Below are 24,772 nucleotides of genomic sequence, written 5' to 3' on the forward strand. Positions count from 1 at the left end.
TTTACAAACCCTATACTATGTACAAACATATAAAACATTGTTCATAGAAAGCAAATTTATTTTGCCATTTTTATGCGCATGTTCTCTTACTTTTGATATTTTAGGCCAGTATGATGCATCTTTCTATCGACCATAACAGCAGCGTGCCGCTCCATATACAGGCGGAAGAATTATTGAGGAAAATGATTGAAGACCCGCTGTTTCGCAGCGGGAAGTTCCTGCCGAATGAGGTTGAGTTGTCCAAACAGCTGCAGATATCCCGTACTACCTTGCGCCAGGCGTTGAATAAACTGGTGTATGAGGGATTACTAGTTCGTAAGAAAGGAATAGGCACCAAGGTCTCTGAGAAAACAGTCAGTTCCAAATCGATGAACTGGAAAAGCTTCTCTCAGGAAATGGCAGCACGAGGTATTCCCATCCGGAACTTTGAACTGCACATTAGCTGGGTAAAGCCACATGAAGAACTGATACATTTCTTTGATATCAAACCGGAACAGAAGATACTGAAGCTCGAAAGACTAAGGGGGCAGCCGGAAGGTCCGTTTGTGTACTTTGTTTCTTACTTCCATCCAAACATCGGGCTGAATGGAGAGGAGGACTTTAAGCGGCCTTTGTATGAGATACTGGAGAAGGACTATCATGTCATTGCCTCCTTATCCAAAGAGGAGATCAGTGCCAGGGCGGCAGACAGCTTTATAGCCGGTAAACTGGAAATAGATGCGGGTAGTCCTGTATTGTTCAGGAAGCGCTTTGTATATAACCAGGAAGATCATCCGATTGAATTGAATCTTGGGTATTATAAATCGGACAGCTTTATTTATACAGTTGAGAGCAGAAGATAGTCAGATACTAAAAGGGCATCTCTGGTGAGACGCCCTTTCATTTTATCTTTCGTTCAGCAGGAATTTGTTTGAAATTACCTTGAAGGAAATCTTTCTGTCAGTAGAACGGATAACAAGTCCTTCCCTTTCCACCGACTTGCCTTGCGGGCTTAATACCGACGCACCATCTGCGATAGTCAGTAGTTCATCCAGTGAGGCCGGTAATGTATAATTCAGGTCCAGGATCGGTACGGTCTGTAAGCCTAGAGAGGCAATCATCGCTTTAAATTCATTGAGACCAAAGTACATACGTTCATCAATATCATATGCGTTGAAGAACTTAACCGTTTGTCCGCGTAAACCGTAAGGATTCCCTTGCACACCTTCTCCGATCAATTCGCCCTGTATAGCTAAATTCTTACCTGTAGCAGCCAGCTTCTCAGCAATCTGCTCTTTTATTGCTACTTTCCAGAAGCTGTTTTCGGCAGATTCTTCCAGATCCAGGTTACGGGAGCATACCCCGAAATTCCCTTCATTAAAGTAGAAAGTGACAGAAGATCCGTCCAGCTTTTCTGTTACGTAAAAGGTATGATGTCTGAATTGCTCGTAGTCAGCACTCAGGTTCTGTATCCTTTCTTCATCCGTTTTTGGCATAAATGAAGGGAACAGTCCTTTGGCAATACCACCCAAAGCTGCAGGTATTGGTGGTTCATATTTAATCACTCCCAGACGTGCGGAGACATCTTCCCCCAGCTGGTAGGTGTAACCATCCAACAGGCCTATGGGCAATAGCAATCCTTGTGAGATCTGCCCTCTCATTTTCATGGTCTTCAGTCTGAAGCCTTCCTGCTCTCCCATCTTGCGGTAAGAGCTTTTTCTGAGAAACTCAAATTCCTCTTTAACAGGCAGAAATGAGTCAATCTCGCAGTATACCGCGTGATCGCCTGTCTTAAATTCTCCTTTTTTAGTAACGAGCTTCCATCCTTTTACGGTAGCAACCTCAATAAGATCTGCCCCCTCAATAGGTTGTACATCATCTATTACAACAGGAGACACTAATTTCCTTTCCATTGTAGTACTTCTGAAATTGTGAAGTGTTTAGGGTTACAAAATACTGTTTAATTCATCCTTTGCCAGGTATAGAGATGAGGGCGCAAATATACAAACTTTCCTACAATTGTGGAATATTCACTATTTATTTACCGGATATATAGTACTAATCGGCCCGCTTATTGATTCTGCTTTCTAAAAAACAATACATTATGTTCAGGCATACAAAAGCATTTAGCAGTTTTTCAGTTAATGACATTGCAAAGGCAAAGACTTTTTACGCAGAGACATTGGGATTGGATGTGGAAGAAATGGACGGTATGTTACAGTTGAACATCAATGGTGGCGGACATATTCTGATATATCCGAAGGATAATCACACGCCTGCTACTTACACTATATTAAACTTTCCTGTGAAAAATATTGACGAAGCAGTAGACGGGCTTTCCGCACGGGGCGTTCATTTTCTACAGTATGAGGCTCCTATTAAAACAGATGAAAAAGGCATATGCCGCACCGGAGAACCATTCATCGCATGGTTTAAAGATCCATCCGGCAATATCATCTCCATTCTGCAAAGGGAAAAAGCATAACAGATACCTATCTTTGCGGCAATTTTACAGTTATGTTGTGGTATCCATATACACAGATGAAGCAATTGGAAGAGTTGCCAAAGATGATAGCAGGAGAAGGTGTGATGATGCACCTTGAGGATGGACGTTCCCTGATAGACGGAATATCTTCCTGGTGGGCAGTGATTCATGGATATAATCATCCTGTATTAAACGCCGCACTGATAACACAGGTCAACAAATTTGCGCATGTGATGCTGGGAGGTATGACGCACGGTCCGGCCCTCGACCTGGCAGCGAAGTTGGTACAGATTACACCTCCCGGATTAGCGCATGTGTTCTTTTCTGACAGTGGCTCAATAGGTGTGGAAGTAGCATTGAAAATGAGTATCCAATACTGGAAGAATCTGGGCTATCAGGGTAAGAATAAGATCATCTCATTACGCAATGGCTACCATGGAGATACCTTCAAAGCTATGGAGGTAAGTGATGATTCAGACTTCACCCGTGCGTTTGCGGACGTATTGTCGAGAGGCTTTGTTCTGGATATACCTGCAGGGGGCTTCGATGCGGATACAGCCACCGTACAGGCAGCGGCAGATGAACTGGAACAGCTGTTACACGCCGAGCATCGGCATATTGCAGCATTCATTGTGGAGCCTGTGGTGCAGTGTGCAGGTGGGTTTAACATTTATTCACCGCGATACCTGCAGATTGCAAGGGAATTATGCACAAAGTATAACGTACTGTTTGTGTTTGATGAAGTAGCTACAGGCTTTGGCCGCACAGGGAAGATGTTTGCAGCAGAGCATGCAGGCGTTACACCTGACATAATGATAATTGGTAAAGCATTGACAGCAGGCTATATGGGACATGCCGCTACATTGGCAACAACCAGCGTTTTCAATAGCTTCCTGGGAGAGAATTATGAAAAAGCATTGATGCACGGTCCAACCTTTATGGCCAACCCCTTGGCTTGTACTGTTGCATTACAGAGCATATCTCTGATTGAATCATCGGATTACCTGCAGCGCATAGCTCATATCCAAAGCATCATCCGCGAAGCTTTAGACAATATCAGCTCTCCTGCTATAGTACAAAAAAGGACCATTGGAGCAATAGGCGCTATAGAATTGCGGGATGCAGCATGTCTCAACGGGTTCAAAGCATTCTCTCAACAACGAGGCGTATGGCTGCGACCTATAGGAAATGTGCTCTATCTCATGCCTCCTTACGTTATCAGTGAGCAGGATTTACTGACTATTATCAACGTAATGAAAGAATGGATCGGACAGATAAAGTAACAGGCTGATAAGATACTACAAAAAGGCTGATCATGCGATCAGCCTTTTTGTATCTGGCATTATTGTTGTCATGAAACAGCCCAATTGTCATTCATTTAACCCCCGTTCCAGATTCTAAATTGTGACCATATAATAAACCTGAAACTTACTTAAACAACAAGACAAGACCATGAAAAAAGTTCTCTTCGGTGCAGCTATCGCTATTGGATTATTTTCCGCCTGTAGTAAAAACGAGAAAAATGGAGTGAGCGATGTAGCTCCTGAAAATACCTTTAGTCTTAACAGCGGAAATCCTGTAGAAACCCCGTTTGGTTTCAGGGCACAATGGAGCGCAACAGGTGGAGGCAGACTGCTGATATCAAATGTAAATGTGAATGACCCTTCTTTTGCCGGAAAGATCACAGGTATAGAGATAACAATTGATACACTTATAGAAGGACAGACCTATATGTTTATGCCCGCTGACTCACTTCCTTTCGATAAGAAAAAGAACTTTGGCATTGCTACAACAGGTCTGGATGTTGATTTCCAGAACGGCGCTATTGTGAATGGTACAGGTACTTCACTTACTGAGTTACGTTCCGGTAGCGTACGTATTGAGAAAGAATCTGACCAGGTATTCCGTATCAGCTATATACTGGATTATACTGATGCGGTCATTCAAGGTAATTACAAAGGGCAGATGCCTGAAGTAACCGAATAAGCATATTTACAGCCTTCAGGCATAAAGCGCTTATGTCTGTTAAGTTCGATTTAGATTTAGATACTGTACGTATTTACGGGGCGCAAATATCCGCAGAAAGAACCTGCGCTCCTATCCCCAAAATCGGGGATAAGTTGGCGAACTGACAGCTTTATATAATATACAGGCGGCAGTTATCACCTGAATGTGATAACTGCTGCCTGTTGCTTTATTAAGTGTAGACTTATCTGAAATTATGTACCAGGGCAAAACCCACCGCGCCATTCTGATATACGGGCGTTACAAGCGTCTCCCCATTATCCTTCTTACCGGTAAATATCTTTTTCACTTTAGGATAGAGAAAATAAGCAAGGTCCGTAGATAGTATACCCACCCCTGCGCCTGCTACCACATCCCCAAACCAGTGCCTGTTATTATACATACGCATATACCCAGTCGTTGCAGCCATAGCGTAACCTGCAATACCATACCATACAGATACATCCTGGTATTCTCTTCTCAGGAACTCGGCCGCGGCGAAAGCTGTAGCAGTATGGCCCGAGGGAAAAGACATCTGATTGGAGCCATCGGGTCTCCATTCCCGGGTCAGCTTTTTGGTGGTCATGACAGTAGCACCAAGTATCGCATTAGATATACCATAGATCATTGTACGGTCAATGAAATTATTCTTACCCTTTACCCCTACGAGGTTCAGGCCGTATACCATCGCAGCAGGTGCATACTGCAGGTAGTTATCAAAGTGAAGTGGCTTATGACGTCCTTCCAGGAACAGCTCCCTATTCATGTGTGTGTTTACCTTTTTGAGGTCGCCCAGTTTAAGAGAAGCAGCACCATAAGCGATAAAGGTAACCGGTATTGCCAGTAACCGGCCATCCAGGTGTTTAGAAGGAGGCTGGACGTAGCCATAGATGGAATCTGATGCTGGTGCTAGTGTGGAAACAGTCCGATCTTGTGCGGTAGAAAACTGCGCGTATAGTACAATAGCGGGCAGCAAAAAGCAGTACACTTTTTTAAGCATAATCTTAACAGTTGTAGGTGCGTAATAAATAATGTTGTCGGTGTTATCAGCTGGTATAGGACATTCTCATAACAATCCGGTTAGTCATAGGTAAATTTATCAGGCAAATCTGAAGAGATTCAAAAGAAAGCATCTTCTGGCAGATTATTGTCCCAATTCCCTACCAATATATATAAATTTATTATATTCCGTATATCCTATTTTTTTCATTACCCCGGCTTCTTAAATTTTGTAATACCCAGGCACCCTTACCCAAATCGCAGTATCAGAAAAAGGGATGAAAAGGACTGCCTTTATACGATTGTTAGGCATTGTGCGTTTATTATTGCTGTCAGCAACTGCTTCATAACATATTCCCGATTATTACTTCTGATAGACCCAATACTTACTGGTAATCCGGTATGCCCTGCTATGTATCTATTACTGACCCTTATTTATTATCTATCACCTTTTAAATGAACTAGTTACACGTATGAAACCCACATTTCACCTGGTATGCAGGTATCTCCTCCTGATGGCCTGTACCAGCTCACTGCTGATACTGGCTGATTCCTGTAAAAAAGATAATGGACATACACCGTCAGTGCCTGGTCCTGATACCACTCAACAGGAACATACTTCTCCTTTTTATGGCATTCCGCTAACTAAACGCCCGGTAATGGTAACTTACTGGGGAGGATGCTGTTATGACCGCTCCACCGTCGGCCCCCTGGATGCCATACCCGAAGGTGTAGACGTGGTAAATATCTTTACCCTGGGCATAGGCCGTACGCCGGAAGGCGGATGGGAATTTGAACACAGGGGCGTATCCGGACAAAACAACTGGAATGACGTATTGACCAAAGCGCATGCTTTACAGCAACGTGGTATCCGGATAGTGGCCACTTCCTTTGCCGGCTCGCTGATAAAGCTATCAGCAGCGGCAGCAGATTCCATGGCTAAAGTAGTCAGAGATTCTCTTGACAAATGGCAGTTTGATGGGGTGGACCTCGACCTGGAATATAGTTCCGGCAGGACAGCCAATATTGATAGTGGCGTCATCGCGCTTGGAAAGTACATAGGACCAGCCTCCGGCACCGGCAGAATATTATCTGTGGTAGATTACAATAACCATAATGCAGCACAGATCCGGCGCACCAGGCAATACACTGACTACGTACAAACCATGTCTTACTGGAACAAGGCTACCCAGATCAGAAATATCATCAGGTCATATGCAGACGCTATTGGCAGTACGCAAAATGTACTGATTGGCGTTGGGGCAGGTTGCGCAATTTATGCCGGACAACAAACACCTGCTGGCGAAGAACTAAAGATAGCAGATACTATACGTTCCACTGGCTTAGGCGGTGGTATGATGGAATTTGTCTTTGGCTGTAGCTACAATAACAAAGATCAGAACGGAAATATTACGAAAGATGTAAGTTATACCAGGAATATCATTGGGAGACTAAAACAATAGTACAATACGCGAAGCCGGATAACTATTATCCGGCTTCGTTAAAAGTTAAATAACAGTATAGAGTCGCATCGAACAATAGCTGCGCAGCGCGACATAATACATATCGCCTTTCAGGCTTCATGCCCCCCGACCCGATTATTGCCTTACCTTTGCGGCATGGATTATTTCAAAAAGCTGCTTGAGCTACTGAAAACAGAGCGGGAAGACGATAGAAAGGCATACCAGGAAATGACAGCATCTACTTCAGTGGCCGAGCGGAGGGCCAATGGACTCAGCTGGTACCCAATTGCCATCAGAGGGTCCGAAATGAGCCGGGGAGACTATCTCACAGTAGAAGTAGAGCGTACCACCCACCAGGATATTGTGCACCAGTTACGTTTTGGCGTCTCAGCAGTACTTTTCTCCAATCATGATCCTAAAACCGACCGCATAGAAGGCACCATCTCTTACCAGGGAGGTAACCGGTTAAAAATAACCTTACGCACCGATGAACTACCGGAATGGGCTAATAACGGTAAACTAGGTATTGACCTGCTGTTCGATGACAACAGCTATGACGAGATGCAGAATGCTGTGAAACAGGCAGATGCCATCGTCAGCAAAGGAGAAAATGACCATCTTATTAGAATACTGACAGGAGAAAAAGCGCCTACTTTTCAGGACAACCTTCCCCCTATTACTGTTCCCCGATTAAATGACTCCCAACAGGCTGCGGTAAACCGCATCCTCGCAGCCAATGATCTTGCCATTGTACATGGCCCTCCGGGTACAGGTAAAACCACTACCCTGGTGCAGGCTATTAAGGCATTGATTAAACAGGACAACAAACAGATACTGGTTGTAGCACCCAGTAATACTGCCGTGGACCTGCTCAGTGAAAAGCTGTCAGAAGAAGGGCTGAATGTACTCAGAGTCGGCAACCCTGCCCGTGTCTCTGAAAGACTATCCTCCCTGACACTGGACAGCCGGATGGCTGAACATAACAGCATGAAAGATATCAAACGCCTGAAAAAACAGGCGAATGAGTTCAGGGATATGGCCCACAAATACAAGCGGAACTTTGGCAAAGCTGAACGTGAACAACGTAAAGCCCTCTTCGACGAAGCCCGCAATATTATGAAAGCTGTCGAAAATACAGAACAGTATATCATGGACGACCTGCTGTCAAAAGCACAGGTAATTACAGCCACACTGGTGGGCGCTAACCATTATACCGTACGTCAGCTGAAATACCATACCATCGTAATAGACGAAGCTGGCCAGGCACTGGAACCAGCCTGCTGGATTCCTATACTGAAAGCCCAAAAAGTCGTCCTGGCAGGCGACCATTGCCAGCTATCCCCTACTGTTAAATCTGAAGAAGCAGCCAGAAAAGGGTTAAGTACTACCCTCCTGGAAAAATGCATCGCACATCATCCCCAGGCTGTTGTACTATTGGAAGAGCAGTACCGTATGCACGAGATGATTATGGGGTACTCATCTGCAGTGTTTTATGCAGACAGACTGAAAGCGCATGCTTCTGTTGCGGCACATACCCTGTTCCCTGACGACATGCCTTTGTCTTTTGTAGATACTGCAGGCTGCGGCTTTGACGAACAAACAGAAGGTACCAGCACTACGAATCCGGAAGAAGCGACCTTTCTGTTTAAACACCTCCGGCAGTTGGTCTCCGGACTACACACGCATTATACGCCACAACAGTTTCCTAGTATTGCTATCATTTCCCCTTATAAACAACAGATCCATATCCTGAAGGAACAGTTGCTTTCCGTACCTGAACTGCAGCCATATGGAGATAAAATTGCGGTAAATACAATTGACAGCTTCCAGGGGCAGGAAAGAGACATTGTATATATCAGCATGACAAGAAGTAATAATGAAAATAAAATCGGCTTCCTGTCTGACGTGCGCCGCATGAACGTGGCCATGACCAGAGCGCGCAAAAAGCTGGTAATCATAGGAGACAGTGCTACATTATCCCAACTGCCCTTCTACGCCGGCTTTATAACCTATGCAGAACAGCAAAACGCCTACCAGAGCGCCTGGGAATTTATAGATAATTAAACAATCATATTTAATACCTTAGAGTAACAATATCCTAACAACTGAAAACCTATGAAAAGAACCGCCCTGTTCTGCCTGTTTACACTATTTCAGGCAATTGCCTTCGCGCAGTTTAAAACTGTTGCGGAAACGCCCTTATTTAAGGAGCCTGAATCCGGCTTTGCCAAACTCCTCCAGCTGAAGAACGGTAATACTGTCGTTGTTCATCTTACTAACAGGAACGGTATCAACCTGACATTCTATGATCCGCAGCATAAACTGGCAGCCAATAAGCATCATAGTCCCAAATATGAGAAGCTGAAAGGCGCACGCGTCAACGCCATCTTTGAAACGGAAGGTACTATAGTTGTGATGGTCAGTGAAATAGAAGAAAGAACTCCGATATTATATAGGCTTGTATTTGACGGCACTACCGGCAATCTTGAACGTGAAGAGAAAATTGCAGAAGCAGATAAATTCCATTTCATGGATGTACGCTGGATACCTGAGTTTGACCCGGTGAACTCTTTTGCTGTGAGTAAAGACCCCTCCGGTGATAACTATGCAGTATTCGTTCGCCGCGACAAAAATGAATACGCCGATAAGAACCAGATGGAAGTGATTGTATATAACGGCCGCCACCAGGAAACTGGCAGGGCATTCTATCAACCGCCTTTTAAATATGCCTCTCTGAACTACCTGGATATGGCAGTAGTTGGTGAAGCAAATGTATACATCCTGGGCTTTGCTTATAACCAGATCGCTGCCAGTGACCGTGAAGGGCAACTGGTACTGCTTACTCTGGCAAACGGGGCCAGAAAGTTAAAAGCCGACCTGCTGGAGCTCCCTGATAACCGTATCGCGGATAGCGGCGTTGTAAGGTATAACCCGGTGACAAAAAAACTGCTGCTGCTAGGTACTACTCACATCGAAGATGTTGACCCTCAGCCATATGGTGGTTTTCTGGCTATTATAGACCCCTTAAAAGCCCAGACTGAACAATTCCTTGATATCTATCCAACCGAAGCCGATGTGCAGAAAAAGAAGCTATATGGAGACAAAAACGGCTATACAGGCATTCCCCAGGATCTGATTGTACAGAAAGATGGTGGATTTACCATTATTTACGAGGAACTGATTACCGATAAACACGTTCCGCTAAATGCACAGGCATATACCGACTATTTGCTGGAAAATCTGGCTGTCAGCTCTTACGATGCAAGCGCTAAACTGCTGTATACCAGCTTCATTCCCAAAAAGCAATTGCTGAAAAACACTTCCTACACGCCATTTTATACGGCACATCGCCGCCTGTCTGCACAGCAGCTGATCCTGGGTGAACAATACCGCTCATTCTCCTACCTGCATACCAATAACAAGACTTTCATCTTCCTGAATGACGCAATGCAGAATGAAGCGCCAAAGAATAATACGATTGCACAAATGCGTACACTCAACAGCGGACAAGCATATGCACTGGAAACAGGAACTCCGCTGCCGGCACGGAAACAGTTCTTTGGTCCGCTGAAAAAGAATGAGACCAATACCCTGTCCGTCTTCAATATAGCAGATTATAACAGCGAACAAAACATCTTCGTTACATTAAAACTGGAAATCAACGGTAAGAGCCGGAATACCAGGATTGTCTGGCTAACGCCTGAAAAATAAAAAAGCTGAAGCAGGAATACTTCAGCTATACCTAAACCTACAACTGTTTACACTGTTCATGTAACATATGTTTACTATCGCTGTTTCCAGGACTATGAATATCGTGAGTATGTTTTTTCAGTGACACAAAGCTACACAGTGTTAGCTGCCTGAAATTGTACATAACAAAGTATTAATGATAAAATTCAAACAATTTGCCTCCCGCTGAGGCATAAAAAAGGCTCACCCGGCAGAAGGGTGAGCCTTTTAAGTATTTTATACGCATATCAGCTGTAACGATCATTTCTCCAGGGATAAGCAGTATCTGAATACCCCCGCTCTTCCCAGAAACCAGGCTTGTTCTCCGTCAGAAACTCTATCCTGCTGATCCATTTTGCCCCTTTCCACGCATATAACTGAGGAGTGATCATCCTGACAGGACCACCATGTTCTATCGGCAGCGGACCGCCATCTACGGTATGTGCCAGCAGTACATCCGGTTTAAGCGCCTCTTCCAGCGATACATTGGTAGTATAATCATCATATCCGTAGCAGAGAATATGTGTGGCAGTATCCAGGGGCTGTACCAGGGCAGCCAGATCCAGCAGTCGCACACCCTTCCAGGCCATATCAAGCCGGGACCAGGTAGTAACGCAATGAAAATCAGAGGTATCTTCTGTTTGCGGAAGTGCCATAAATGCATCCCAGGTCAGTTCCACCGGATGCTCCACCGCCCCGTCTATCTTAAGTCGCCATTCATCCAGCGGGATGTCTGGTTCTATACCCAGATCCAGCACAGGCCATTTCCGCGTAAGCACCTGCCCTACCGGTACTACCGGCATGCCATGACGATTAGGACGGCCGCTGCCCATAGGTTTATCATCAGACATAGACGGCGTCTGGCGCATCTTGTCCTCAAAGCGGGCTTTAAGTTTCATGCGGGCTTCCACCACCCTTCTGAGTTTTTCTGATTCTTCCATATGATGAAGGTAGTTATTCTATGATTGATATGAATTTCCCGTTGAAAAATGAGGAAAAAATCCCCGTCGTTGATACCTCCCTTTCCGGCACGACCAGTAGCTGCAAATATACCCTGTCAGATAACCCTTTCAGTTACAATTCAATTGCAGTGAAAACAGGTAAACTTGTCTGACGGTGGAGCAGTTTTTGTGATATCCAAACCGGTAAACCCATGGGCTGTCCCAGCCAGTGCATTGAATTACGGGAGTTCCGCAGCTGGTATATACCCATAAATAACATAAATTTGATACTGTACTCAACAATTGCTGATGCTATTAACGTCCTCCTATGAACTAAAGACAGCATTTGCCTATGCCAGGAGTTTTAGCCTGGACAGGAAGCTTTATTACATAGATAGCCAGATGATATTACTGGGTATCCTGGATTCATACGCTAATGATATAGCGATTGAAGCCGGCGACAGAGATAAGATGGTCCAGTGGTTACATGCGCTTGACTGGGAAAAGCGTCCCGGCGCTCCTATTCCAACAGGCAGTAAACCCAAAGTACCAATCATGACAGAGGCAGAAAGAATGCTGGAAAACGCTACGTACTACCAGAAAAAACTAGGCGATGAACAGCTCCACCCCCAACACATCATTCTGTCGCTACTTAGTATTGAAAACCGCTGTCAGTACAAATTCCAATCCCTTGGTATCATCTTCGACACCTATCTGGAACAAATTCTCGAACTGAGAAAACGACAGATAGATGTTCCCCTCCGCAGCCCGAGGATCAAGACTTCCTATATCAGTTTCTTTCATCCGCTCATACAACTGTTTTATAGTCAACGGCAGAAAAAGGTCGCGGTAGAAAGATACTTCCGCGAGGCCCAGGCATTACTCCAGTATAATGATATTCACAAATGCCGCCTGCTTTGTCAGCTGGTATTACAGATGCAGCCTGACCACGTGAATGCCCTGTGGCTTTCAGGTGTAACTTGGAGAGTAGAACGAAACTTCCAGAAAGCCTTGCCTTTTTATGAAAAGGTACACAAGAAACATCCGCACCATACGGGTGTACTGGCGGAACTGGCGCACTGTTATAGCGAGATGGGTAATCATGAATGGGCGCATAAGTTATACGACCACGCCCTGTCACTGAACCCTGGTTCCTCTGAGTTATTAAACAGCCTCGGATTTGAATGTATAAAGCTGGAATTGTATATAGAAGCGATCTCGTATTTCGACCAGGCCATAGCTTATGATGAAACATGCGCCTATGCCTATAACAACAAAGGATATGTACTGATGCACCTCGGATTTCCAGCGGCAGCAAAAGAACTGATACTTAAATCATTACAATTTAATAAGGGCAATGCCTATGCTTACCGTAACCTGGCTTTATTAGCCTTAAAGGAACAGGACGAAGAAACAGCCAGGGAGATGCTCCAGAAGGCGCAACGCTTTCACTTCAAACGTAACTATGGGAATGAAGTGGACGACTTATTACGCCGTCTGGATAATCAGAAAGCTACTTCATAATAACGGTATGGAATCTGCTGATTCTTTCATTATAAGCTACACTTCTCATCAGCACCAGCCTGTATAATGCAATGCCTACTGCCGCGCAGGTAATACCGGCTACTACATCCAGCACATAGTGGTGACTGGTGTAAACTGCTGCAAACCAGATACCCAAGGCTATAATACCGAATACGGATGTGAAGAACAGGTTGGTCGTCTTTCTGGCATAGTAGAATACGATCAAAGGGTATGCAGAATGCAAAGACGGCATTGCGGCAAATACATTGGATCCCTTCGCATATAATGAACCAAAGATGTTCACGTGCAGCGCCTCATCAAATCTGAGCAATCCGGCCGCATTACTCGCCGTATTGGCAATAAAATCAAAGCCATGTACCTGCACATACCAGGGTGGTGCAGCGGGATAAGTATAATAGACAATATACCCTACCCAGTTTACCAGGATGAATGTGAGTGCAAAATGAATAAACTGCAGCCTGTCTTTATAAAAGAGGTAAGCAGCGAATGCCAATGGTACAGGTACCCAGCAGAGATAAAAAGCACCGGTCATCACATCTATCCATACGCGGGTATTGTGTAACCAGTATTCGTTGGGAGTGACCCTGACCCCGTCCAGCATAACCCCAAACCAGGCCTTTTCTGTCTCATAAATATCCTGTATATGAACAGGCCCCGTCAGATAGTTCGGGAACGCTTTCATATAATCAAACACGATCCAGTAAAATATAAAGATCGAGAACCCTAAAATAAACCGGCGGGTGGGCCGTGAAGCATAATAACAGCCGTTGAAAATAGCCATCAGCCAAAGCTGATCAGTCTTAAAGCCAACCAGCCAAGCGGACAACAACAAATAAGCAATGCTGATACAGCTAGTAATCAGCAGGTGGCGCTTATCAAAAAGTGTAGTTGCTGATCCGGCAGGAACAGGTGCATCCATCTTATCTCACTTTTGAAAATCTGACCTGAAGATCTTATCCCAGAAGGATGAGCTTACGCCATATCCCCTGGTTGCATCGGCATAGTGATGCATCATGTGGTGTTTCTTCAATTTCTTCCAGAACCGGCCTTTAAAATTGAAATGGTGCAGTGCATAGTGAGAGATATCATAGAAAAGATATCCGCCTATAAAGCCTGCGAAAAAACCATAGAAATATAGATCAGGTATAAAACTCTTATACAGCAAATAAAAACCTGTTGCCAACGGAATGCTCACCGAAGGAGGTAATACCAGGCGCATCGCATCATTAGGATAATCATGATGCACTCCATGGAAGATAAAATGCAGCCTTCTACCCCACTTGGAAGATGGCTCGAAGTGAAATACAAAACGGTGCATCACATACTCAACAAATGACCAGACAAATATACCGGCCAATACCGTCAATGCCCAGGTAATTATACCAGATTGTACCTGGAATAATGCCATCCAGCAACACCAGGCTATAACAGGAATGTATAAAAACAGCGGAATGCTGAAGTGAACTTTGGACAATTTTTCCAGTAATCCATTCCGGAACATAGGAATGGACTCGTGGGAGTTGGAAATGTAATTTTTATTACTCATTCGTTGTGAATTTAACAATCAACTATCAGGGCTTGAACTGCTCCTTAATCTCTTTGCCTGTAGTAGGATCTATTCCCTTCATTTCGATGTAAACAACATTCGGAAACCAGAAGGTACCTCCTTCTATCTGAAGATATATTCTGTTCAGCTGGGCCATTACGGTTCCAATCTGCGTATAGATGTGGTACTGCCCTTCAGCTGACTTCATCAGGTATAATTTCTTCTTATCATAGGCTACAGAACGCAATTCATATTTGTCTTTGGCAACTTGTTTTACCTTGAGACCATATGCAAATTTACGTTGTATATAGCTTAATCCCTTCTTTTCGTTATTCTCGGTATACCTGATCCAATAAATATTTACCGGCTCAGATTCATTCAATGTACCATCCTTTTGCAGATTCAGATCATATATAACCGTATTTGCATTGGGTGTACGCTGCATATAGAACAGCATGGTTGGTATACCACTTGGCGTCGGAAATACCGGCTCTTTGCCACCCTGAGGCGCTGCCATTGCCATGGCCGGCATTACCATCAGCAGTATAGCAATCACAGGTGTAGTCGTTGCACTTCTGATTACACGGGTAACCTGGTCCTGCTTATCAATCGCTTTCTTCGCATCCAGGATACGGCCTACAGCTGTAATATTAGTCATAATCGCCATGATGAACAGCGGGAAGGTAAAGATCGAAATAGTCTCAAATACCTGGAAAGGAATACCTGGTATATATAGCTTATAATCACCGCCGATGAAATGCGAAGTAACCCCGCATGCAATAGCTGACAATGAAATAATGACAATACGCTCCGGCCGTTGCATTAAACCACCTTTACACTCAATACCCAGCCCTTCTGCACGCGCCCTGGTATAACTTACCATCATCGATCCGATCAGGGCAATAAAGGCAAATATCGAACTTAGAAAGTAATGATGCCCGATCAGGTAATAACAGATACCCAGAAAGAGTACCATCTCACTATAACGGTCTAATACTGAATCAAATAAGGCTCCGAAGCGCGAACCCATGTTTCCCAGACGCGCTACCTGGCCATCCAGCATATCAAATAACCCTGCAAACAGGATCAAACCGCCGGCCCATCCAACATAAGACAGGTCTCCTCTGTTACCTTCCTCTACACCTGTTACGAAGATCACTACAACACCTATATTCAGCAGGAAACCTATGAGTGTGACAGCATTAGGTGTCAGCCCGAGTTTGATCAGCCCTTTCACGAAAGGATTGATTACCACGTAAATTGCCTGCTGTAGCTTATCTCTGAATCGTTTTTTCATGTCTTACGATTAAAAACATCTGTTAAAAATCAAATCTGACACGTCCCCTGATACCCCAATTGGAAATGAGAGGGTTGTCCAGATAAGTAAACCTCTTTACCAGGTCAAGCCTGAGTAATTTGAATATGTTGGCAATACCTACGCTACCTTCAATATATGGCTGTTTGCCTAATGTATAGGTAATTGGTGTGCCATCTGTATACTTCGAGAACTGTATCATAGAAGGATCCAGTCTCGGATCATTGTCTCTGCTTAATCCACCGTATAACACCTTCACCGCAGCGACCTCACGTAATTTCAATTTTCTCAGCAAAGGTATTTTATTGAAGATAAAACCGTTGAAGTTATGGTCAATATTTATGCCTGCATAACGGTCACTTACAAATTCCAGGAAGTTCATCAGGTTATATGACTGCAACTGGTAAGCATATGTCTGGTTCGCTCTGTGGATAGTCAGCAATGGATATGGCACTTTGCCGAAGATGTAACCGCCCTCCACTACCACTTCACTGTAGCCCAGCTGCGACATATACACCATTTTATAGATATTCAGGGAGATGTTCTGATAGTTGTATCCGCTGTTGAACAATCCTTTTACCCCCGCAATTGCTCTGAATGTAAAAATAGGATATTTGTTGGGGATGGGTATTCTGAAGTTCTTACCCTGATAGAACTCTTCATGCGGTGCCCATCTTACTTCCAGTGACAGTTCTGCCGTAGCAATCCGCTTTACGCTATCTGCCATACCAGTCCCTTTATAATACGACAGCGTGCCCGCCGGAGACTGCCTCCAATGTTTGAAACCCAGCTGGAATGCCGAATGATTATCAAACTCATGGAGATAGTTCAGTCTAAAGATGTCATTATAGAGCCACTTGTCGTTGTTACCACGCTTAAATGACAGCAGGAAGTTATCTTCCTGTACAAACTGCAGTTCCTGACCCGGAATCTTGGTATCGTGCTGATAGCTGGCTTTAATAGCGCGTACCGGCCACTGGTATACCGACTTGTGGTTGAAGGCATAAGAACCGCCGAAGTAATACTTCCACCGCTGGTCTTTGAAACCGTAAGCGGTATAACCTTCCAGATAGATGCTCTTACTGAATTTTGGCGTGGTTCTGCCCCCCAGTCTCAGACGGAAGCCTTCTACCGGGTTGAAATTATAGAAGGTATTTACCGGTCCTACCTCAAATTTTGTCCCTACACTCTTCCATCCTGCCAGCAGGAAAGTGATTATATCCATCGTACGCTTGAAGGACTTCATATTCTGCAGGCTGTCAATATTCTGGTACACCTTGGTTTCTGCCGTTGTAAGGGTATCATGCCTGTGGGCCATCCAGAAGCTGTCCGGCTTGGCCGTCTCATTCTCATTTTCCACTACTGGGCTGCCTGCGTAAAAGGCTTCCGGCATAGGTTTATTAATAACCATGTCCTTGATAGATACAGTACGTTCACCGTATAAACCACTGCTACCCTTAAACAGGCCGAAATCGGCCATCAGTGTATTCTTATTCATGAAATACCGCCCGTCAGGAGTCTTTTCAAAATCCATATACAGATGAAAATCACGGATAAAGTTCAGGTTGATCTCCTTATTGGCAGTCATATCTGCTTTCTGAATGGCATAATTACCGTCCAGCGTAATGTACAGTTTACCTTCCAGGAGGCGGTCCATCTTGTTACGCGGATAGAACTCCAGCACTATCAGCTTTGAACTGTCGGCCGTAGTGATGGTATCTGCTATGTAGTACCTGTAGAAGGTCGGACCTGCGTTGGCAATCGGACTGAGGAACTGATTAGTAAACAACATCATGTTGTTGTCATAGATATCCACACTCTGGTAGATATGGTTCAGATAGGCGCTCAGGCCACGGTTGTCGATATAGTTTTCAAAGCTGACTTTCTTATCTGCTTTGATGATTGTTTTCTTCTTTTCAGGATCCCGGCGGAAGTATACATCTGCCAGTTTCTCTTCCAGGTACATAGGCAGGAGCGAACGTCCTTCCAGTTTGGTTGTATCCTGGTTCTCAAAAACGAACTGATATTTGCGGGTAAAACGGCTGTTACGGATCTTATCAGAGAGGTTACTCAATGCAAACTCCAGTTTCTCGTACTGGTTATAGTTGGCATAGTCGTAATGTTCCATCCTGTTCTTTGACTTATTGTCAATAACCAGTCGGATCAGCTCTACAGCCGGATTGTCTTTATTACGGTACCGTTCTTTCTTACGCTTTACGACAAACTCGCTCAAAGTTTTTGCGCTGCTCTCTAGTACAGCGTTCCTAACCTGCTCCTGGCCGGGTTTGATACGTATGGTAACTGCTTTATATCCCATGAGGGAAAAGCGTAAACTATCTTTTGGGCTGTCAAACTGTAATTCGTATCTTCCTGCAGCATCTGTGACCATACCGAACGCTGTTCCCGGCACAAACACGCTTACAAATGGTAACGGGGCACCTGACTTATCCGTAACAAGCCCCTTTACTCTCGTTGTTTGTGCAAATACTGAACTAAAGCCAAGCGTAAGCAATAACAAAAGACCTAAACCGATATTTTTACTACCATTCATCTAACTAACATCATTTAAAAACGAATCGCTTCTGCATTATATAACTGTAAGTAAAACCAACCAGCAGCGAAACTGACATTTTAACGGCGGACAGTCTGAACAGATCTTCCTTACTGGAAATGCTGTGCCATCCTGTAAAATGCAGTATCAGCCACACTCCTGCTGTATTTAACAGCATATTTCCCACCCAGGTGATACCATAGCGCAATGCCTGCCCTCCTATTGCTCCTTTTTCCCGGTTAAAAACCCATTGCCTGTTAATCATAAAATTAGCAATACCTCCAGCCAGGGCGCCGACGACATTTACATCGGCTGACCATGAATGAGCCAGTGCTGAAAGCAGGATTACTACTGTATAATCCACGCCCGTTGCTATCAATGACGAGGCCTGAGCCTTTAAAAATTTTATCATCCTCCAAATAAGTTACTGTGATACGCAATCTGCAGTAACAAGTTTGTATAAAGTCCCGCTATCACATCATCCATCATTACCCCCCAGCCACCTGGCAGTTGCTCGGTGCGGCGTATTAATAATGGCTTACGGATATCAAAGAACCTGAATAATACCAGTCCGGCCAGTATATAACCATATGTAACAGGTATGAACAGCAAGCTGAAACACATACCAGCCACTTCGTCTATCACCACCTTCTTGTCATCCTTGCCCCAGTAAGGTTCTACCGCTGTACCAGACCATACGCCAAGCAGGGTTACTGCGATTGTAAACACCAGCGGCCAAATATCAGATATTGCACTACCAGCCAGTGCAAGATACCAGCAAACTGCGGTGACAGCCGCTGCGACTGTTCCCCCGCCTTTACCAATGTAACCTATACCCAGGCTGGTAGCCATTAATTTATGAATCCGGATCATCCTTCGTTTAAAATTCCATCATAATAATCCAGACCCAGGTGTGTGATCAGATCTTCTCCCATCAGGTAACGCAGTGTATTCTGCAGTTTAATCAGCTGTTTGAAGATATCATGCTCTGGACGCAGTCCCGGAGCCGTCTGCGGAGACTTCAGGTAAAAAGACAGCCACTCCTGGATGCCGCTCATACCCGCACGCTTAGCAAAGTCAATAAACAATGCCAGATCCAGTACTATCGGTGCTGCCAATATGGAGTCACGGCACAGGAAGTTGATCTTGATCTGCATCTTATAACCCATCCAGCCTACGATATCAATGTTATCCCAGCTTTCCTTGTTATCCTTGCGCGGCGGATAATAATTGATCCTGATCTTATGGTACATATCACCATACAGCTCAGGATTTTCATCCGGCAACAGAATATCTTCCAGTACGCCCAGTTTAGAAACTTCTTTAGTTTTGAAGTTATCCGGATCGTCCAGTACCCATCCATCACGGTTACCCAGGATGTTGGTAGAGAACCAGCCTTCCATGCCCAGTGCGCGGGCAGAAAGACCAGGAGCCAGAATTGTCTTCATCAGCGTCTGTCCTGTTTTAAAGTCTTTACCTGCAATCGGTGTTTTTGTCTTTTTGGACAGTTCCACCAGTGCCGGAATGTCACAGGTCAGGTTTGGAGCGCCGTTTGCGAAAGGCACACCCAAAGTAAGCGCCGCATAAGCATAGATCATACTTGGCGCAATACGAGGATCGTTATCTTTCAGCCCTTGCTCAAAAGCAGCGAGGGACATATGCACATCTGCTGCTTCATGATAGATCTCGGTAGAACCGCACCATACCATTACTACGCGGTCACATCCTTTCTCCTGCTGGAAATTCTTTATATCATCTATTACGGCCTGTGCGAGGTCATAACGGGTCTTATAATCCTTAACGTGTGTACCGTCAAGGTTTTTAACAAAGTTTTTATCGAAAGCCGCCTTCATTGGAATAATAGATTCCAGTGCTGGTCTGATGGCTTCCAGCTGAAATTTATCCAGTACTTCTGCTTTAACAGCTGCGGTGTATACGTTATCTTCGTACACATCCCAACCACCGAATACCAGATCATCCAGATTTGCTAACGGAACAAATTCTTTTATGAGTGGATTTCTGTTTTCAGTTCTTTTACCCAGACGGATATGTCCCATCTGAGCTACCGAACCAATAGGCTTTGAAAGCCCTTTCTTAATAGACTCAACCCCGGCGATGAATGTTGTGGCCACCGCGCCAAGGCCAGGCATTAAAACACCCAGTTTCCCTTTTGCTTCTTTAATTTGTTGTTTCATAACAATTGTTAGACTTTATGTTTCTGTGTTAATCTTCTACAACCATTTGTTCGCCGCATACCAGTCCAACGTTTCCTGCATACCTTTTTCAAGGTTATAACGGGGACGATAGCCCAGATCATTTTTGAGTCTTTCTATATTGCAATTCCAGTTAGCCGCTGTCAGTTCGTTGAGTTTATCCTTATTCAGTAAGGGAGCGCCACGACTCACCTTTTCCGATATAACGGCAACGAGTTTTATGACAGGTAAAGGCAGATGGATACGAATTGTGCGCAGCTTCAGATGGCTTTTGATGATTGCCGCAAGGGCATAACGATCATAAGCGTTTCCGTCAGAGATATTGTATGCTACTCCTGACACCTGAGATTCCAGGGCCAGTATAGCAGCCGTCGCGAGATCTTTCACATACACAAAACTCAGCCACTGGGCGCCTCTGCCCATATAAGGTTCCAAACCCCGCCTGAATGTTTTGAACAATACGAAAAGGTCTCTCTCTCTTGGCCCATATACTGCAGTGGGCCTTAATATTACCCAGGGTACGCTTGAAACAGCACCCAGGAATTGTTCCGCCAGCAGTTTGCTTCTTCCATAATTGGTAACTGGTCGGGGGGTTACCACATCGGGCAATGGCCAGTTGGCGTCATATGCGATGGGGCCAACAGCCGCCAGACTGCTGATAAATAAAAACTTCTTAAGAGGTATGCCTGATTCACTGACTGCCATCGCCAGGTTTTGGGTATACCCTGCATTAACCTTATTATATTCGTCTAAAGACCTTGCTTTTGTTATTCCTGCACCGTGAATGATATAATCAAACCGGTATTCTTTCATCATTGCTATCAGCGCTTCTTTGCTGCTGAAATCGGGATATACATAATTCACCTGTAAGTCAGACAGATGAGCAACATTGCTGGATGCACGAACAGCAGCGTAAACCTCCATTCCTGCCTGCAGCGCCGCCTCAACCAGATGATATCCCACAAAACCGCTGGCGCCAGTTATCAGTACGCGAGGTGTCATATATCTTTTTCGTAAATCCTGTATCTCCGGTAAGGCTCCGCATCAATACCTTTCATCGCCGCATTCATCAACTCATTATTTTCAAGTATCCACGAGCCTTCACCATACTCAATTCCTTTCTCTCTGCCTGTCTTCATTAATTCGCCATACAGACAGGCATCTATACCAAGTTTGCGGTATTCCTCCAGTACGCCCAAAGTAAGTACCCTTACACCATTGATCTTCTTCTTCCCTAATAACAGTTTAAAGATTCCCGTAGGCAATAACCGGCCTCTTTTTATCTTGATCAGGATCTGATTAATATCAGGCAAGGCAAGTGCAAAACCTACCGGTCTGCCTTCCTCTTCTGCCAGAAAACAGAAATCAGGATCCAGAATGAGCTTAAGATCTTTTGCCAGATATTCAAATTCCTTATCCGTCATCGGTACAAAACCAAGGTTTTTATCCCACGCACTGTTATAGATAAATTGAATCTTTTTTACTTCTTCGTTAAAGTTCTTCACATTCACCTTACGAATAGTAATGTTACGTCTGGACAATCTTTCCTTTAGTACATTCATTATTTTGAACGGACGATCGTTCATGTACTTGGGAATGATTTTATAAGCAAGCAGGGACACATGTTCCTGCAACCCTGCCTGCTCAATTAATTTACCATAGTATGGAGGATTATAGGGCATCATGATTACCGGCGGACCATCAAATCCTTCTATCAGCAGACCGCAGGTCTCGTTGGTAGAAAAGTTAACAGGGCCTATCATGGTGCTCAGCTTACGCTCTTTCAGCCATTGTGTAGCCGTCTGGAACAAAGCCTGACTTACTTTCTCATCATTGATTGTCTCAAAGAATCCGAAAAAGCCGTCGTTCTTTTTATTGAAAGTATTGTGATTCTTATTATCTATGGCTGCAATCCTCCCTACAATCTTATTCCCCCTCAAGGCAAGAAATGCCTGTAACTGAGAATGTTCATGAAAGGGATGCTTCCCCGGACTAAGCAGATCGCGCTGAGCGATGAACAGCTCCGGCACATAATTCTTATCGTGCTTATAAAGATCATGTGGAAAATCAATAAACTGTGCCAGCTGCTTTTTGGTAGTAACCGGTATTACTGTTACCGCCGCGCCGCCAGACACCGAAGCATGTACCGTCTGCTGAGAGGTTTGCAAAGTTTCCATTTAAATTTTTTGCTTTAACGGTATACCCGCAGTTGTAAATACATCCGTTAATTTATCGATAGCAGTTTCAATCTGTGCAAACGTATGTGTTGACATCAGGGAGAAACGGATCAAAGTTGCATCTGGTTGTACTGCCGGTGGAACTACAGGGTTCACAAACACACCCTGATCCTGCAGCATACGCGTAATACGGAATACCTGCTCTTCGTTTCTGATATAGATCGGAATAACTGGTGTTTCTGAAACGTGGCCAGTATCAAACCCGGCTTCTTTCAGTAAGTTGCGTGCATAGTTGGTGTTATCCCACAGACGCTGAATGTGCTCAGGCTCTGACTGAATAATATCCAGAGTGGCCAGCACGCTCGCAGCTGCTGCCGGCGTCATACTTGCACTGAAGATCAGCGAGCGGGCTGCATGCTTCAGATATTCAATCACTTCGCCATCACCAGCAATGAATCCACCCAGGGAAGCAAATGATTTACTGAAAGTACCCATGATCACATCTACCTTGTCAGTCAGATTGAAATGAGCAGCTGTACCAGCGCCATTCAGACCTACTACACCCAGTCCATGTGCATCATCTACCATGATGTTAGCACCATACGTATCTGCCAAGGCTACGATCTCAGGCAACTTGGCAATGTCGCCTTCCATACTGAATACACCATCCACAACAATCAGGCGTACTGACGACTGTGGCAGTGAAGACAACTTGGCTTCCAGGTCCTCCATATTATTATGGCGGTACTTAATCACCTTTGAAAAGGACAAGCGGCTTCCATCAATAATAGAAGCATGGTCCAGTTCATCAAGCAGAATGTAATCATTACGGCCGGTAAGGCTTGATAATGCTCCCTGGTTTGCCAGAAATCCGGTGCTGAATACCAAGGCGGCTTCTTTACCTACATACTCCGCCAGGCGACGTTCTAACTCTATATGGAGATCAAGCGTACCATTCAGGAATCTGGACCCGGCACATCCGGTACCATACTTATCTATGGCGCTCTTAGCCGCCTCTTTCACCTTCGGATGATTGGTTAATCCCAGATAGGAATTAGATCCGAACATCAACACCTTCTTACCCTCAATATCCACCTCAGTATCCTGAGAAGAAGAGATTGGTCTAAAATAAGGGTAAATGCCCTTTTCTCTGGTGGTGTAAACTCTGGCCAAGGAGGCTTCCTTTGCACGTAACAATTTGCTCATCTGATATATCTCTTAAGCTGTTGTATAATCTTATACTATTTTACGCGAAAGTATAAGATTATTGTTCTGAAAACGTTTTCAGATTCAAATTTATATATTGAACACTAAAAATTTGCAGTGATTTGACGACGGTAAGTTGATAATCCCCCCGCAAACATGCAGTGTCTAATAATTATGTCAATCAAGCACGAAAACTACCCAACGGAAGTCTCCTAACTTTCTAACAGTATGCAAGTTGCGGTTTAAACTAATTAGCTTTTGTAGCTACGGGTTCGAACGAAACAATAGGTGATAGTGGTGGTCTAACAGCGTATCTGGTTGTGGTTTAAGGCAGATTCATAAGCCGATTTTACACAAGTTAAACCGGAATGACGGCACCAAATTAGGAAAAATTTTCAAATAAGCACCAAAAATACTGGGTGCTACCACGAAAATATTACATATATACAACAAATGGATAATTCCCACATCTTTTAGATAACCGGCTCATCTATTTAACTAATTGATTAATAATCAAAGCTCCCTGCTTCTGCATAAAAAATAATTTGTCGGTCTTTTGTCCGCTTCCGCTCGGAGGTTTAAACTTTTGTCTGCCTCCTATTGTCTATTATATGCGATC

Annotated in this window: 21 protein-coding genes; 8 read left to right on the forward strand and 13 right to left on the reverse strand. The window is 44.4% G+C overall.

The features are described from left to right. Positions 1-110 precede the first annotated feature (110 nt). Complete coding sequence (locus tag K1Y79_RS04625) at positions 111-842, forward strand: GntR family transcriptional regulator (RefSeq protein ID WP_220248825.1); 732 nt, start codon at positions 111-113, stop codon at positions 840-842. A 42-nt stretch (positions 843-884) separates the two neighbouring features. Here K1Y79_RS04625 and K1Y79_RS04630 read toward each other — a convergent pair whose 3' ends face one another. Beyond that, a complete protein-coding gene (locus K1Y79_RS04630; protein ID WP_220248826.1) occupies positions 885-1,892 on the reverse strand; it encodes an RNA ligase (ATP) in 1,008 nt (335 codons plus the stop codon). Positions 1,893-2,083: 191 nt separating this feature from the next. Here K1Y79_RS04630 and K1Y79_RS04635 point away from each other — a divergent pair, with 191 nt between their 5' ends. From K1Y79_RS04635 to K1Y79_RS04645, 3 genes are all read left to right on the forward strand, one after another. After that, positions 2,084-2,464: a VOC family protein gene (locus K1Y79_RS04635; protein ID WP_220248827.1), complete on the forward strand. Its 381-nt coding sequence runs from the start codon at positions 2,084-2,086 to the stop codon at positions 2,462-2,464. A gap of 32 nt (positions 2,465-2,496) precedes the next feature. Next, complete coding sequence (bioA, locus tag K1Y79_RS04640; protein ID WP_220248828.1) at positions 2,497-3,747, forward strand: adenosylmethionine--8-amino-7-oxononanoate transaminase; 1,251 nt, start codon at positions 2,497-2,499, stop codon at positions 3,745-3,747. 169 nt (positions 3,748-3,916) lie between these two features. Beyond that, on the forward strand, positions 3,917-4,450 hold the full coding sequence (locus K1Y79_RS04645; protein ID WP_220248829.1) for a hypothetical protein: 534 nt from the start codon (positions 3,917-3,919) through the stop codon (positions 4,448-4,450). Between the two features lie 223 nt (positions 4,451-4,673). Here the strand turns inward: K1Y79_RS04645 and K1Y79_RS04650 are convergent, their stop codons facing one another. Continuing rightward, a complete protein-coding gene (locus K1Y79_RS04650; RefSeq protein ID WP_220248830.1) occupies positions 4,674-5,468 on the reverse strand; it encodes a phosphatase PAP2 family protein in 795 nt (264 codons plus the stop codon). A 472-nt stretch (positions 5,469-5,940) separates the two neighbouring features. Between K1Y79_RS04650 and K1Y79_RS04655 the strand changes: the two genes are divergently transcribed. The 3 genes from K1Y79_RS04655 to K1Y79_RS04665 all read left to right on the forward strand — a co-directional run bounded on the left by K1Y79_RS04655 (position 5,941) and on the right by K1Y79_RS04665 (position 10,641). Further along, the gene (locus tag K1Y79_RS04655; protein WP_220248831.1) at positions 5,941-6,930 is read left to right on the forward strand and encodes an EndoS/ChiA family endoglycosidase; all 990 of its coding nucleotides are present in this window, start codon (positions 5,941-5,943) and stop codon (positions 6,928-6,930) included. A 156-nt stretch (positions 6,931-7,086) separates the two neighbouring features. Then, the gene (locus K1Y79_RS04660) at positions 7,087-8,994 is read left to right on the forward strand and encodes an AAA domain-containing protein (protein ID WP_220248832.1); all 1,908 of its coding nucleotides are present in this window, start codon (positions 7,087-7,089) and stop codon (positions 8,992-8,994) included. Between the two features lie 51 nt (positions 8,995-9,045). Beyond that, positions 9,046-10,641, forward strand: a complete 1,596-nt coding sequence (locus tag K1Y79_RS04665; RefSeq protein ID WP_220248833.1) for a hypothetical protein — start codon at positions 9,046-9,048, stop codon at positions 10,639-10,641. A 266-nt stretch (positions 10,642-10,907) separates the two neighbouring features. Here the strand turns inward: K1Y79_RS04665 and K1Y79_RS04670 are convergent, their stop codons facing one another. After that, positions 10,908-11,600: a sulfite oxidase-like oxidoreductase gene (locus K1Y79_RS04670; protein WP_220248834.1), complete on the reverse strand. Its 693-nt coding sequence runs from the start codon at positions 11,598-11,600 to the stop codon at positions 10,908-10,910. A 309-nt stretch (positions 11,601-11,909) separates the two neighbouring features. Between K1Y79_RS04670 and K1Y79_RS04675 the strand changes: the two genes are divergently transcribed. Further along, positions 11,910-13,124, forward strand: a complete 1,215-nt coding sequence (locus K1Y79_RS04675; RefSeq protein WP_220248835.1) for a tetratricopeptide repeat protein — start codon at positions 11,910-11,912, stop codon at positions 13,122-13,124. Here K1Y79_RS04675 and K1Y79_RS04680 read toward each other — a convergent pair. From K1Y79_RS04680 to spt, 10 genes are read right to left on the reverse strand one after another with little or no spacing between them, the layout of a single operon-like run. Continuing rightward, on the reverse strand, positions 13,114-14,064 hold the full coding sequence (locus tag K1Y79_RS04680) for a phosphatase PAP2 family protein (protein WP_220248836.1): 951 nt from the start codon (positions 14,062-14,064) through the stop codon (positions 13,114-13,116). The two genes, K1Y79_RS04675 and K1Y79_RS04680, sit on opposite strands and share 11 nt — an antisense overlap. 6 nt (positions 14,065-14,070) lie before the next feature. Then, complete coding sequence (locus K1Y79_RS04685) at positions 14,071-14,691, reverse strand: sterol desaturase family protein (protein ID WP_220248837.1); 621 nt, start codon at positions 14,689-14,691, stop codon at positions 14,071-14,073. Positions 14,692-14,716: 25 nt separating this feature from the next. Then, positions 14,717-15,988 (reverse strand): DUF4833 domain-containing protein, encoded by a 1,272-nt coding sequence (locus K1Y79_RS04690; protein WP_220248838.1) that lies wholly within the window; start codon positions 15,986-15,988, stop codon positions 14,717-14,719. 22 nt (positions 15,989-16,010) lie between these two features. Then, positions 16,011-18,557: a DUF5686 and carboxypeptidase-like regulatory domain-containing protein gene (locus tag K1Y79_RS04695; RefSeq protein WP_220248839.1), complete on the reverse strand. Its 2,547-nt coding sequence runs from the start codon at positions 18,555-18,557 to the stop codon at positions 16,011-16,013. 10 nt (positions 18,558-18,567) lie between these two features. Then, positions 18,568-18,969 (reverse strand): GtrA family protein, encoded by a 402-nt coding sequence (locus K1Y79_RS04700; RefSeq protein WP_220248840.1) that lies wholly within the window; start codon positions 18,967-18,969, stop codon positions 18,568-18,570. Further along, positions 18,966-19,430 (reverse strand): phosphatidylglycerophosphatase A family protein, encoded by a 465-nt coding sequence (locus K1Y79_RS04705; protein WP_220248841.1) that lies wholly within the window; start codon positions 19,428-19,430, stop codon positions 18,966-18,968. The genes K1Y79_RS04700 and K1Y79_RS04705 overlap by 4 nt, the downstream gene beginning before the upstream one ends. Next, entirely contained in the window at positions 19,427-20,752 is a 1,326-nt protein-coding gene (locus tag K1Y79_RS04710) for an inositol-3-phosphate synthase (protein ID WP_220248842.1), read from the reverse strand. Before K1Y79_RS04710 ends, K1Y79_RS04705 begins: the two co-directional genes overlap by 4 nt. A gap of 36 nt (positions 20,753-20,788) precedes the next feature. Continuing rightward, the gene (locus K1Y79_RS04715) at positions 20,789-21,772 is read right to left on the reverse strand and encodes an NAD-dependent epimerase/dehydratase family protein (protein ID WP_220248843.1); all 984 of its coding nucleotides are present in this window, start codon (positions 21,770-21,772) and stop codon (positions 20,789-20,791) included. Then, positions 21,769-22,947 carry a hypothetical protein gene (locus K1Y79_RS04720; RefSeq protein ID WP_220248844.1) on the reverse strand — a complete coding sequence of 393 codons (1,179 nt, stop codon included), beginning with the start codon at positions 22,945-22,947 and terminating at the stop codon, positions 21,769-21,771. The genes K1Y79_RS04715 and K1Y79_RS04720 overlap by 4 nt, the downstream gene beginning before the upstream one ends. Further along, a complete protein-coding gene (gene spt / locus K1Y79_RS04725) occupies positions 22,948-24,153 on the reverse strand; it encodes a serine palmitoyltransferase (RefSeq protein WP_220248845.1) in 1,206 nt (401 codons plus the stop codon). Positions 24,154-24,772: the final 619 nt, after the last annotated feature.

It is taken from the genome of Chitinophaga rhizophila, from assembly GCF_019492185.1.
Lineage (GTDB): Bacteria > Bacteroidota > Bacteroidia > Chitinophagales > Chitinophagaceae > Chitinophaga > Chitinophaga rhizophila.